Annotated in this window: 15 protein-coding genes; 10 read left to right on the top strand and 5 right to left on the bottom strand. The window is 58.2% G+C overall.

What is annotated here, in order from left to right:
- Positions 1–86 precede the first annotated feature (86 nt).
- Positions 87–611 carry an HdeD family acid-resistance protein gene (locus tag PG871_RS07375; RefSeq protein WP_270727832.1) on the top strand — a complete coding sequence of 175 codons (525 nt, stop codon included), beginning with the start codon at positions 87–89 and terminating at the stop codon, positions 609–611.
- A 1-nt stretch (position 612) separates the two neighbouring features.
- On the opposite strand, the gene PG871_RS07370 is transcribed toward PG871_RS07375, so the two are convergent.
- Positions 613–1,299: a rhomboid family intramembrane serine protease gene (locus tag PG871_RS07370; protein ID WP_270727831.1), complete on the bottom strand. Its 687-nt coding sequence runs from the start codon at positions 1,297–1,299 to the stop codon at positions 613–615.
- 107 nt (positions 1,300–1,406) lie between these two features.
- Between PG871_RS07370 and trpS the strand changes: the two genes are divergently transcribed.
- Entirely contained in the window at positions 1,407–2,444 is a 1,038-nt protein-coding gene (gene trpS, locus PG871_RS07365; RefSeq protein ID WP_270727830.1) for a tryptophan--tRNA ligase, read from the top strand.
- 61 nt (positions 2,445–2,505) lie between these two features.
- Here trpS and PG871_RS07360 read toward each other — a convergent pair whose 3' ends face one another.
- The 4 genes from PG871_RS07360 to PG871_RS07345 all read right to left on the bottom strand — a co-directional run bounded on the left by PG871_RS07360 (position 2,506) and on the right by PG871_RS07345 (position 6,183).
- A complete protein-coding gene (locus PG871_RS07360; RefSeq protein WP_270727828.1) occupies positions 2,506–3,429 on the bottom strand; it encodes an alpha/beta fold hydrolase in 924 nt (307 codons plus the stop codon).
- Positions 3,430–3,851: 422 nt separating this feature from the next.
- Complete coding sequence (locus tag PG871_RS07355) at positions 3,852–4,916, bottom strand: cytochrome-c peroxidase (RefSeq protein ID WP_270727825.1); 1,065 nt, start codon at positions 4,914–4,916, stop codon at positions 3,852–3,854.
- A gap of 68 nt (positions 4,917–4,984) precedes the next feature.
- Positions 4,985–5,377, bottom strand: coding sequence for a hypothetical protein (locus PG871_RS07350; RefSeq protein ID WP_270727824.1), 393 nt, complete (start codon positions 5,375–5,377; stop codon positions 4,985–4,987).
- On the bottom strand, positions 5,374–6,183 hold the full coding sequence (locus PG871_RS07345; protein ID WP_270727821.1) for an amidohydrolase family protein: 810 nt from the start codon (positions 6,181–6,183) through the stop codon (positions 5,374–5,376). Before PG871_RS07345 ends, PG871_RS07350 begins: the two co-directional genes overlap by 4 nt.
- Positions 6,184–6,433: 250 nt before the next feature.
- Between PG871_RS07345 and PG871_RS07340 the strand changes: the two genes are divergently transcribed.
- The 8 genes from PG871_RS07340 (at position 6,434) to PG871_RS07305 (ending at position 12,722) form a co-directional block, all read left to right on the top strand.
- Positions 6,434–6,919 carry a VOC family protein gene (locus PG871_RS07340; RefSeq protein ID WP_270727818.1) on the top strand — a complete coding sequence of 162 codons (486 nt, stop codon included), beginning with the start codon at positions 6,434–6,436 and terminating at the stop codon, positions 6,917–6,919.
- A 165-nt stretch (positions 6,920–7,084) separates the two neighbouring features.
- Positions 7,085–8,971 carry a PhoX family protein gene (locus PG871_RS07335; protein WP_270727816.1) on the top strand — a complete coding sequence of 629 codons (1,887 nt, stop codon included), beginning with the start codon at positions 7,085–7,087 and terminating at the stop codon, positions 8,969–8,971.
- Between the two features lie 192 nt (positions 8,972–9,163).
- Complete coding sequence (locus tag PG871_RS07330) at positions 9,164–10,027, top strand: branched-chain amino acid aminotransferase (RefSeq protein ID WP_270727814.1); 864 nt, start codon at positions 9,164–9,166, stop codon at positions 10,025–10,027.
- A 124-nt stretch (positions 10,028–10,151) separates the two neighbouring features.
- The gene (locus tag PG871_RS07325; protein ID WP_270727812.1) at positions 10,152–10,607 is read left to right on the top strand and encodes a universal stress protein; all 456 of its coding nucleotides are present in this window, start codon (positions 10,152–10,154) and stop codon (positions 10,605–10,607) included.
- A 106-nt stretch (positions 10,608–10,713) separates the two neighbouring features.
- Positions 10,714–11,277, top strand: a complete 564-nt coding sequence (locus PG871_RS07320) for a NifU family protein (RefSeq protein ID WP_270727810.1) — start codon at positions 10,714–10,716, stop codon at positions 11,275–11,277.
- On the top strand, positions 11,267–11,707 hold the full coding sequence (locus PG871_RS07315; protein ID WP_443020470.1) for a GFA family protein: 441 nt from the start codon (positions 11,267–11,269) through the stop codon (positions 11,705–11,707). The genes PG871_RS07320 and PG871_RS07315 overlap by 11 nt, the downstream gene beginning before the upstream one ends.
- A 9-nt stretch (positions 11,708–11,716) precedes the next feature.
- Positions 11,717–12,307: a tRNA (adenosine(37)-N6)-threonylcarbamoyltransferase complex dimerization subunit type 1 TsaB gene (gene tsaB / locus PG871_RS07310; protein WP_270727805.1), complete on the top strand. Its 591-nt coding sequence runs from the start codon at positions 11,717–11,719 to the stop codon at positions 12,305–12,307.
- Complete coding sequence (locus PG871_RS07305) at positions 12,300–12,722, top strand: GNAT family N-acetyltransferase (protein WP_270727803.1); 423 nt, start codon at positions 12,300–12,302, stop codon at positions 12,720–12,722. Before tsaB ends, PG871_RS07305 begins: the two co-directional genes overlap by 8 nt.
- Positions 12,723–12,763 lie beyond the last annotated feature (41 nt).

Here is a 12,763-nt window from a genome sequence, read left to right as displayed (position 1 = left end):
GCGGAAGGCACCGAACAAAGAAAACCATTGCCATACACCCTTTGTACGACGTTACATCCCCACATAACCGCAAAAGGGAAATTGAAATGGTAAATTGGATCGTCATGCTGATCATCGGCATTTTATCAGTCGTTTTGGGCCTCGTCGCCCTCGCCAACCCATTTGGCGCTTCGGTCACCGCTACGCTCATCGCCGGGTGGAGCTTCGTCTTTCTCGGTGGCATTCAGGTGATTGCCTCTTTCGGCGCGCCCAGCGCCGGTGGCAAAATCTTTGGTGTTATCTTTGGCCTCATCGCCCTCGCCATCGGTATCAATATCCTGCAAGAACCGCTTCAAGGCATGCTGACCCTCACCTTCGTTGCCGGCATTATGTTCTTGCTGTCCGGCATCACCAAAGCCTGGTTCGGCTTTTCCGGCGCAGAAGGCACCCCACGCGCCGCTCTTTATCTGTCGGCCATCGTTTCATTGGTGCTGGGCGCCATGGTGCTGTCCAACTTCCCGCAATCCGCCGCCGTGATCCTCGGTGTTCTGTTGGCGGTGGAGCTTTTGTCCAACGGCATCAGCGCCATAGCCCTCGCACTTGTTGCACGGGATATGGACCGAAACGCCTGAACTAGTCGCGGCGGATCTTTTCGCGGATCCGCTGCCAGCCACCCGGCACCAAGACAAAGCTCATCAAGAATCCGGCGCCAAAACCAATCACGTCGGCAACCCAATCCGGGTTGCCGCCAAACAGCAAACCAAACAACAGCTGAATGCCCACCAGCACGCCGATCAAGGAAAACGCCCGCGCTTGCGGCGCGCCCAGCGCTCCCAACCGTGTCCACATCAGGAACGTAAAGGCACCAATCAAGCCATAAACACCAGGATAGCTGCCAACCAACGGCAGGTCCGGATCAAGGATCACCGCATAGCCAATCGCGCCCGCAATGCCCGATCCGACAAACACCACAAAAGTGCCAAGTTGCGAAAATACCTCGCCGACCATTTTGCCAATCGCCAGCAGCAGCACCCCGCCAAACAGCGCGTGGGTAAAGCTGACGTGGACAAACAAATAGGTCACAAAGCGTTTCGCATGCTCAATCGGCCAACTTCCCGTCGCCAGCATCCAGTCCATGATTTCAGCTGAAAATGCATACTGCTGCAACGCAGCCAAGCGCCACCCCACTGCACTCGGCCCGCCAATAAGCCCCTTGGCCCCGGCCCAAAGCATCGCCTCCACGCCGACAATCAAAAGAAAAAGCGCCACCACAACGGGCGGCAGCGGGTTGACCGGACTTTGATCGTCGGGATGGCTCATATGGCACGTTCCTTCTTGTTCCCCATGCCCCCGTGCATGACTTCTTGACGGGGATATGCGCCCTGAGTAAGGCACTCTCACCTTTAAATCCAGACGGAGTAACTCCAATGACAGAGGCGGTCCAAACGTCCTCCACCTTTACCCCACGCGTCTTTTCCGGGATCCAACCCTCGGGCGGCCTGACGCTGGGCAATTATCTTGGCGCGATGAAGCGCTTTGTTGACATGCAAGAGGCCGGCACGCACGAGACAGTGTATTGCATGGTTGATCTGCACGCGATCACCGTCTGGCAAGACCCCGACAAGCTGCGCCGCGCCACCCGCGAACTCTGCGCCGGTTTCATTGCCGCGGGCATTGATCCTGCCAAATCGATCCTTTTCAACCAGTCTGCCGTGCCCGAGCACGCGCAATTGGCGTGGATCTTCAACTGCGTCGCCCGCATGGGCTGGATGCAGCGTATGACCCAATGGAAGGACAAGGCCGGCAAGAACACGCAAAACGCGTCTCTGGGCCTCTTTGCCTACCCTGCCCTGATGGCGGCAGACATTCTGATTTACCACGCCACCCACGTGCCCGTGGGCGAGGACCAGAAACAGCACCTCGAGCTGACCCGCGATGTGGCGATCAAGTTCAACCACGACTACGGCGTGGATTTTTTCCCTGTCACCGAACCAGTGATCGAGGGAGCGGCCACGCGCGTGATGAGCTTGCGCGATGGCTCCAAGAAAATGTCGAAATCCGATCCCTCCGATGCCTCTCGCATCAACATGACGGACGATGCCGACACCATCGCCAAGAAAATCCGCAAGGCCAAAACCGACCCCGAGGCGCTGCCGTCGGAATCCAAAGGTCTGGAAGACCGTCCGGAGGCCCGCAACCTCGTGAACATCTACGCTGGCCTGTCCGGCCAAACGGTGGATCAGGTTCTGGCAGACGTCGGCGGCAAGCAGTTCTCGGAGTTCAAGCCAATGCTGTCGGAACTGGCGGTCGCCAAGCTGGCGCCGATCAGCACCGAAATGGCCCGCCTGATGCAGGAACAGGACGAGATCGACAAGATCCTTGCCCAAGGCGCGGGCCAAGCCCGCGAACTGGCGGCACCGATCCTCAAGAAAACTTACGAAATCGTAGGTATGGTTGGGGCATAATCAGCTCCAACCAAGAAGAACAGCCCCGCGTAATCTGCGGGGCTTTTTTGTTACATGCGGCCTACAGAGCGTTCAAAAATTCAACATAGTCCCGACCGGTCTGTGTTTTCCGATCCAACATAGGCAAATGCCCGCATCCTTCAGGTTCAATGACTGTACTTTCAGTCAATGCAGCACCCAGCACTGCCGCGCCTGACGGATGAAAAATTCTGTCATCCTGACACCAGACAATCAATGTAGGTTGGCTGATATCCGGAGCGATGACCTCCAACATCTCCACATCCGAGCCCTCCACAGCGTCCCAGATCTGCGCATTGATGGCGGCGAAGGAAACCTCTTCCGCCTTCCATTTGTCCATGATCGGCTTTGGCAGGAATGGCACCTTTGGAAACAACCAATCCATCCGCGCGTCATATGTTTCCTCTGACGTCACAACCAAAGGCGCCTGCCCTGCTTGCATTGCTACTTCCATTTCGCTTGGCACAGGCGACGTGACATTGATCGGGCTACCGATCAACGCAACGCTTTTGACGCGGTCACGTTCAGCCAACGCAAGGTCAAATGCGATCTGTGCTCCCATTGAGTTTGCTGCAATGTGATATGATTCCACGCCGATCGCTTCCAGCACGTCGGAAACGTTTATTGACTGCTGATTCAGGTCATAAGCAGTAGCCTCAAGACGCGGGTTTCCCCCGAAACCTGGCAAATCCAGCAAGATCACCTGATAGTCACCAGACACCTGCCGCGACATGTCCACCCAGTGCTCCTTAAGCGCAAAAATACCATGCAAAAAGACCACTGTCTCGCCTTCGCCGCCCTGCAAATAGTGAACCGTCCCAAACGGCATGGCGACCTCACGTTTGGACAATCCTGCGGACGCCACGAAACCCGAAAGCATCACATTCGCCGCCTTTTGAGGCCACACAACAGTTGCTGCAAAACCACCCCCAACTGCGATGACAAAAGCAGCCACAAAGCTTTTCATTAGTCTCTTCACGTCAAAACCTTCAAAATTCAGTTAGTGTTATCAAACGCATATTGCCCCGATAAAGTCGCAATATCGGCGTTGGTCCCGCCAAATCAATCCCGTTGCTGCGCAACGCAGCGTCACCCTCAAGCGGACCGTTTTCACGCTCCGGCTTCCAAAAACTACGCAAAGCACTGCGCATTCAAGCGCACCAATCGCGCCCTGATGCCGACTTCGCACGCGGGGTCACAGCTTTGCATTGGCTTTGACCAAAAGAGACCTCTTATGACCACCCTCGTCCACCCCGAAGCCCGCATTGGGCACGTTCACCTCAAGAATGCCGATCTTTACCGCGCCACCGACTCTTACTCCGATGTTTTGGGTATTGATGTTCACCCAAGAATTGGCGATGGCGCAGGCGTTCCGGGCTCAGATAAACGTCAATCGTCAGACAGAGTTCTCAAAAAATCCTCCAAATCCTCAGCGTCCTGATCGCTCAGCCCCAACGGGCGCAAAATCGCTTCACCATCGCTGTGCAGCCGTTCCATATCGATTTGATTATAATGCTGTATCACGCTTGCAAGGTCCCGCAGGCTGCCGTCATGCATATAAGGCGCCGTGCGGGCGGCCCGCCGCAGCGTCGGCACGCGGAAGGCGCCAAAATTCCCATGCTGAAACCTAACGTTTCGAACTGCCCAGGCCCCCGCCTTGCTTCCGTCATCGGAAAATTCCCCAGCCAGCGTAAAGGGGCTTTCCATAAGCCGGTCGATCCCCTCTGCCCGACCTGGATCAACCCCGCCTCGCTCCAAAAAAAAGGGGACTGCCGCATGGTGGAATTCTCCATTGGTGAAAGCCGGACCCGAATGACAAAAGGCACAATTTCCTCGACCGACAAAGATCTGCAAACCGCGCTGTGCCGACAAAGGGTACTGCGCGGCCTTCTTCATATCGCCACTCGCCAAGGCGTCCCGAAACTGATCAAAGGAGGTTTTCCCACTGCGCAGCGTCTCGATGTAAGCGGCGAGCACCTTTGAGACATTCACCGTAGTTTCAACGGCCGGCTCTGCGTCCATCTCACCAAAAAGCGCTTCATACGCGGGGCGATGCACGCTGGCCACAAGGGCGGCACGCAAAGAGTTCTCATCATGTCCCAACTCGTCCGGGTTCAGAAGGGGTGTCAGGTTCTGTGCCCAAAGGCTATCGCTGTCGCCAGACCAGCCATACCAGCGCTGCACGGCAAGGTTCCAAAGGGCCTGAGTGTTTCGGTCCAACGTTTTACGCCCTTCGGCGCGCGGCAACCCGTCGGTAAAGTTTTGCTCAGGGTCATGGCAACTGGCGCAGCTGATTGTGCGATCCCGCGACAACATCAGGTCCGAAAAAAGCACCTCGCCAAGCGAAATGGCAGTTGTGTCACCTGATACCCGATTGCTGGGGTCCAAAACCACCTCGGGCGGCCAGGGTCCATGGCGCAAGGTCTGGTCTATTTCGGCCTTGCTCAGGATCACGTCAGCTTGAGCAGATGATAGCCCGCAAAGCAGGCAAACAAGGACCCCAACCAATCGAACAACCCAATTCACTTCACCTGCACCTCTGCAATGTAGGTGTAAGCTCTCCCGGCGAACTCAGCCCCGAACTGGAGTTCCCAAAGACCCGGCATGTGGAACACAATATTGGACACCTCAAACCTATTGTCTGCGATCTTGCTCACATCAACGGTAAAGTTCATTCCATGTCGATGCGCAGGCATAAGTGCGTCGAACATCAGTGCCTCGATCTTTTGGGCTGGGTCACAAAAGGTGACGAGCATCGCAAATGGTGCGGATAAGGGCGGCGTATTCATCTCCGCATAGGCCGCGGGAGCGTGATCCGCTTCCGGTATCAATTGCGTTGCATCAGGTGGCGTTGGGCAGGCCAGCGCGCTTGAAGACAGAGCAAAACTCGCCAGAAAAGCTGTGCGGGCGATCATTTGGCGGCCAACATCGCCTCGGCATTTTCAAAGGCAATCTTGCGCGCAATATCGTCCGGAAGGTGTGCCAGCCAGCTACGCGAAAACTCTGCATGGCGACCAACGTAATGCCAGCGTTCAGGCGCAAAAGTATCGGTGCCAACCATAAAACGATCAGGAAATTTTTCAAAAGCCTTGCGCCAGTCTTCATCTACCCCGCTGCTGTCCGCCATATCAGAGCGATAGGCCAGATCTGCCCAGACCCTCGGATACGTGCGCAGAGCATTAGCCACTTCATTTGGCGGCGCGAAACCGGAATGGGCCCACAGCACGCGCGCCTCTGGCCAGGTTGCAAGAATTTGGTCCAGAGCTTCACGGTCGCCGTGGTGGTGCAAGAGAAGGTTCCGTTCGCGGGCCATACCGATCATGGTCTGGATCACTTTAGTTTGAATATCGTCTCCATAGGCATGAAATTCACCGATGGCTTCATACTCAAACTTTGCCAGCTTCTTTGCCAGGTAATCGATGACACTTGGGTCATGCATCCAGGTGCCAATCGCGCCCCGACGCTCATAAGGCCGTAAGGCGGGAACAATAATGTCTGGCGCAGCAGCTTTCAGCAACTGGGTGCCGCGATCATCCGAGCTTGAGACCAGCGCTTTGCGCACGCCTGCGTCGCGCAGAATTTTCACAACCTCATTTGGCGGCACAAACGACACAGCATCGTGACTATAGTGCATATGGGCGTCAAAAATGGGCAATTCCTCAGCATGTGCTGAGGTTGCCAAAACCCCAAGAACCGCAAGAATCTGCAAACTAACCTTCATGGTGCCTCCAATCCCTTAAGGGCATCTAACGCGATTGCGGTTGGGTCTCCAATACGCAAACCAGACTTTAGTTATCCTACAGAAACTCGCAAGACATGGGCTCACCGCCGGACAATTGCAGTACCAGGTTGATGGAGGTGCCACTGCACAACTTCACCCCTGCGCATCCACGCACACCGCCCGCGCTCTGATGCCTGTTTTGTGCGCAACCTCACCATCCTACATTCGCCCAAACAAAAGGAGACGCATCATGACCACCCCCGTGCATCCCGCCGCCCAAATCGGCCACGTTCATCTCAAGGTCGCCAACCTCGACCGTGCAATCGCCTTCTACTCAGGCGTTCTGGGCTTTGAAGTTCAGGTCCGCATCGGCGATGATGCCGCGTTCCTCGGCGCGGGCGGCTATCACCACCACATTGGCCTAAATACATGGTCCTCCAAAGGCGCCACACCGCCGCCGCCCGGCCACACGGGCCTGTTTCACACCGCGTTTCTCTATCCAAACCGCGCGGAGCTGGCGGATGCCGTGCAACGTGTGATCAACGCCGGATGTCCTTTGGAGGGCGCATCTGATCACGGGGTTAGCGAAGCGGTCTATCTCACGGACCCCGACGGGAACGGCGTCGAGCTTTACCGCGACCGCCCTCAAGCCGACTGGCCCCGAAATCCCGACGACAGCCCTGCCATGTATACCCGTCGCCTTGATCTCGCCGCTCTTCTGGCTGAGGCCAGCTAAAGCGCCTCTGCTGGCGCCCTCCATCATCGCTCCCAAACGTGGCGTCGCAAAAGACGAACCGGTCACATAACTGATATATCAGCGTCACGAATTCGATTCCGAATGGGCCTAGCCTGCGTGCTGTCCGTACCCGGACTTACTGAATCGATAGCTATGGAGCCAACAATGTCCCACGAAGACCTGTCATTTGACGAGATCGATGAAATCATCAGCCCCCGCGCTGAAGAAACAGATTTTGACCGTGTTGTGGACACCGCTCTGTCCCGTCGCGGTTTTCTCGGCGGCGTTATGACCTTTGGTCTGGGCACCTTCCTTGTTGGCACCACCGCCCTGACCCGCGACGCTCTGGCTGACGGCGATCGCTTCGGCTTTGCCGCCGTTCCGGCCAACTCCAACGACACCATCACCGTGCCTGATGGTTTTGAGTGGGAGCAGGTTGTGGCATGGGGCGACCCGATCACCGCAGACGCACCAGACTTTGATGAGGCAACCCGCGGCACGGCTGCGACACAGGCGATGGCCTTTGGCGACAACAACGACGGCATGTCGATCTTCACCAAGGGCGGGCGCACCGTTCTGGCCGTGAACAACGAATACACCAACCGCAAGATCATGTGGGGCAACAACCCCGACGGCAAACCGGCCTCCGATGACGACATCGCCAAAGGCATGATGGCGCATGGCGTTTCGGTCTTTGAGGTCGCGCGCGACGACGCAGGCAATTGGCAGGTCGTGAAAGACAGCGACCTGAACCGCCGCATCACGCCGCAGACCGACATGGACCTGACCGGTCCGGCTGCTGGCGACGACATGCTGAAAACCGCCGCGGATCCGTCTGGCACCACAACCAAAGGTACATGGAACAACTGTGGTAACGGCGAAACCCCTTGGGGCACCTATCTCACCTGCGAAGAAAACTTTAACGGCTACTTCTCCGCTGCTGACGAAGCCCACGAGGTCTCAGCCGAGCTCAAACGCTACGGCGTATCTTCAAAAGACTGGGGGTACGGCTGGGCCAAAATCGACGACCGTTTCGATGTCGCCAAAAACCCGAACGAGCCGAACCGCGCTGGCTATGTGGTAGAGATCGACCCCTTTGACCCAACATCAACCCCTAAGAAGCGCACCGCTCTGGGCCGTTTCAAACACGAAAACGCGGCTGTGGTTCTCGCGCCTTCCGGTCACGCGGTTGTCTACCTTGGTGACGACGAACGGGGCGAGTTCCTCTACAAATTTGTCTCCCATGGCATCTACTCCGCCACCGGTGACAACTCTGATCTGCTGGAGAACGGCGATCTCTTCGTGGCCAAATTCAACGACGACATGCGCGGCGAATGGCTGGCGCTCACACCGGGCACCACCGGCATGAGCGACGCCGAAATCCGCATCCACACACGTCAGGCCGCGTCCAAAGTTGGCGCGACGACCATGGACCGCCCAGAATGGGTGGCGGTGAACCCGACAAAGGCAGAAGCCTACGTCGCGCTCACCAACAACAAGAACCGCGGAAAGAAACCAAATGCCGGCGGTGATGACACGTCGGCGAACCGCCCCAACCCGCGCGTTGAAAACCACTATGGCCAAATCGCCCGCTGGATGCCCGACAATGACGATCACGCGGCCCAAGGCTTCAACTGGAACCTCTTTGCTCTGGCAGGCAATCCCGACGTGCACGACGACGAATATGCGGGATCGGAGAACATCAACTCGGGCAATATGTTCAACTCACCTGATGGCATGGCGTTTGACAGCACCGGCCTGCTGTGGATCCAGACCGACGGCAAATACTCCAACGAAGGTGACTTTGCCGGCATGGGCAACAACCAAATGTTGGCAGGCGATACCGTGACCGGCGAAATCCGCCGCTTTTTGGTGGGTCCAAACGAATGCGAAGTCACCGGCATCTGCTGGTCCGCGGATCGTCGCACGATGTTTGTCGGCATCCAGCATCCCGGCGAGCGCGGCGACAGCCATTTCCCTGGTGGCGGCACGTCGGTTCCACGCTCTGGCGTCTTTGCCGTGCGCCGCACCGATGGCGGCCTGATCGGCTAACCGTTTTATCCAAGGTAATTTCAGCAGCTAAAACAGCCCTCGACCTTTGCGTCGGGGGCTATTTCATAGGCGTCCCCAAGACCCCCGTCTTTTGTTGAATTCTGACATCACAAATCTCAATGTCTCCCCCTCTGGACCTTGCGTCAGCGCGGGCATAGTCTGCACGCCAGCGAGCGAGGGGAGTTTCCGCAAATGGCCACCGGCAAAGATATCCGCACCTATTTCAACGGCAATTGGCATGACGGCGACACGCCGATCATTTCGGCGGCCGATCACGGCGCGTGGCTTGGTTCGGGCATCTTTGACGGTGCCCGAATGGTGAACGGCCTCACGCCCGATCTCGACAAACACTGCGCCCGCACCAACCGCTCTGCCGAAGCGCTGATGCTCACGCCCACCGTCTCCACAGAGGACATGGTCGAGATCGCACTCGAAGGCCTCAAGGCCTATGATGCCGGCACGGCTGTCTACATTCGTCCGATGTATTGGGGCATCGACGGCGACGTGACCGCCATCGTGCCAAGCGCCGACAAAACCGGCTTTGCGATCTGCCTCGAAGAAATTCCGATGGCGCCGGAAACCGCCTCAACGACTCTGACAAAGACCCGCTTCCGCCGCCCGGTACTGGAAAGCTCTGTGGTCAACGCCAAAGCCGGCTGTCTCTATCCCAACAACGCCCGCATGCTGCGCGAAGTGCGCGCCAAGGGCTTTGGCAATGCGCTGGTGACCGACGCCATGGGCAACGTCGCCGAAACCGCCACCGCAAACATCTTTATGGTGCGCGACGGCGAGGTCTTTACGCCCGTGCCCAACGGCACCTTCCTGTCGGGCATCACCCGCGCGCGGCACATCGAAAACCTGCGCGCAGATGGCGTGACCGTACATGAAACCGTCCTGGGCTACGCCGATTTTGAAGCCGCCGACGAGGTCTTCATGTCCGGTAACATGAACAAAGTCACTCCGGTTTCGGCCTTTGACGACCGCCAGTATCAGGTTGGTCCGGTCACGCGCCGCGTGCGAGATATGTACTGGGATTGGGCGGCCTCAAGCGCCTGATGCAGACCCCTCCAAAACCCCTCGCTTTTAGGGGACGCCGCCAAGGGGCCGCAGCGGACGTTTCCAAAATCTGTTGCGCCACCGCGCCCTTCCCGCCAATATCCCCCGAAACGGGAGACACCTTATGCGCAAGTTCCTTGTGATACTGGACGACAGCCGCGAATGCCTGAACGCCATGCGCTTTGCCGCAATGCGCGCCGCCAACACTGGTGGCGGTGTCAAAGTGCTGTCCGTCATTGCGCCCGAAGAGTTCAACCACTGGATCGGTGTCAGCGACCTGATGCGCGAAGAAGCCCGCGAACGCATCGAAGTGCATTTTGAGGTCTTTGCCAAATGGATGCGCGACCGTCAGGGTGTGGACCCTGAACTCAAGATCCGCGAAGGCGAGGCCGTCGCGGAAATCCTGTCTGAAGTCAAAGAAGACACCGAAATCGGCGTTCTTGTGCTGGGCGCGAACAACGACCGCAAAGGCCCCGGCCCGCTGGTCACGCAGCTCTCGCGCAACTCCGGCTCCATGCCGGTGCCGATGACGGTGGTGCCCGGCGACCTAACCAAAGAACAACTTGAAGCGATCACCTGATCACAAGCGCGCGATGCTGCGCGCGCCTCAACCTTAGAACCATTCTAATCCTTGACACGCGGCCTGCGCGGGCGCATATCCATTCCTGATAGGAAAGGTCTGCCATATGTTTATTCAAACTGAATCCACGCCGAACCCGGCCACTTTGAAATTTCTGCCCGGCCAGACCGTGCTGGAAACAGGCACGGCCGACTTCCCGACGGCGGACGGCGCCTCTGCCTCGCCGCTCGCAACCCGCATCTTTGCGGTGAACGGCGTGTCCGGCGTTTTCTTCGGCAATGACTTTGTCACCGTGACCAAAGGCGACGACATTGAGTGGGACCACATCAAACCCGCAATCCTCGGCGCGGTTATGGAACACTTCCAGTCCGGCCAACCGGTTATGGCAGGCGACGCGGTTGCACCATCGGGTCACGCCGAACACACGGGAGAAGACGGCGAAATCGTTGGCCAGATCAAGGAGCTTCTGGACACCCGCGTGCGTCCGGCAGTGGCACAAGACGGCGGCGACATCACCTTCCACGGGTTTGACCGCGGCGTTGTCTATCTGCACATGCAGGGCGCCTGCGCCGGTTGCCCATCGTCTACACTGACCCTGAAAATGGGCATCGAGAACCTGTTGCGCCACTACATTCCCGAAGTGACCGAGGTTCGCCCGGTTGCCGTCTGACGGCACCACACCTCACAAGATTACAGGACGGTGCTATTGCGGCGCCGTCCTTTTGGTTTCTGACCACCTGCCCGCCACAGTTGCTTATTGCCACTGTTCGGACTGCCGCCGCTGGACCGGCGCCCCCTTGCCGGCCTTTGCCGCCTTTGATGACGATCACCTTTCGGCAAAACCGGACCAGGGCACCGGCATTTCCCACACCCAAGGTGTCACTCGTTGGAATTGCGCGGCTTGCGGCTCTCCGGTGATGGTACGGTTTGAGTATCTGCCCGATCAGGTCTATGTTCCGCTTGGTCTGATCGATCAGGCCGCCGACCTGCCTCCCGCGCTGCACTGTCATGCGGATGCCGCCTACCCTTGGCTGCACATCCAAGACGATGCGCCCCGCATCACCGGCAGCGCCCGCAAAACGTTGAACAACGCCACCTAAGAGACGCCTGTGACCCCTGCTCCCCTGATCCTTGCTTTTGACACTTCCGGCCCGCACGTGTCCGCCGCCCTGCTGCGCGGCGACAGCATTGAGGCGGTGATCAGCGAAGATATGAAACGCGGTCAGGCCGAGCGCCTGATGCCTCTGTTGCAAGAGGTCCTGACTAAGGCCAACACAACTTTTGCCGATCTGGATGCCATCGGCGTTGGCGTCGGGCCTGGTAACTTCACCGGCATTCGGATTTCTGTATCGGCGGCCCGTGGTCTTGCGCTTGGTCTCGCCATTCCCGCGGTCGGCGTGTCAGCTTTTGCAGCCACCTCACTGGACGAAACCGCCCCCCATATCGCTATGGTCCCTGCGCCGCGCGATCAGGCCTATGTCCTTGGCGACGGATACCCGACCCCGAAACTTGTTCCGGCCGACGATTTGGACGCAAACCTGATACGTCCGCTTGTCGACCCGGCAACGCAGGTCCGCAACATCGCGCGCATCGCCGCAACGCAGTTCGATCAAAACCCGCCGCGTCCGGCACCGCTGTATATAAAGCCTGCCGACGCCGCCCCGCCCCGCGATCCGGCGCCGGTGATCCTCGATGACTGACCCTGACTGCACCGCACTCGCTGCCCTACATGCCGCCGCTTTCTCAGACACCCGCGCGTGGTCGACCGACGAATTCTCAAGCCTTCTATCCAGCCCGCACTGTTTCTGCGTCTCAGATGACGGGGGCTTTGCATTGGGGCGCTGCATTGCCGACGAAAGCGAGCTTTTGACACTCGCCGTGCACCCCGTCCGCCGCCGCAACGGTCTGGGCCGCACACTTCTTCAGGCCTTTGAGAGCGAATCGCAAATGCGCGGCGCCACCCGCGCCTTCCTCGAAGTCGCCGAGGACAACACCGCAGCCCTTGCTCTCTATCAGGCCTCGGGATACCAAATCACCGCCAATCGGCCTGACTATTACCGTCGCGACAATGGCGGCCAAATAGCTGCCAGCCTTATGGAAAAGACGCTAAACTAAGCACAGGCCCGATTCGCGGACCAATTTTTTGGCCAAATAGT

Source organism: Shimia sp. Alg240-R146, assembly GCF_947331465.1.
Classification (GTDB): domain Bacteria; phylum Pseudomonadota; class Alphaproteobacteria; order Rhodobacterales; family Rhodobacteraceae; genus Shimia.
Note: the sequence above shows the minus strand (reverse complement) of the source record. Positions and strands in the feature narration are given on the sequence as shown.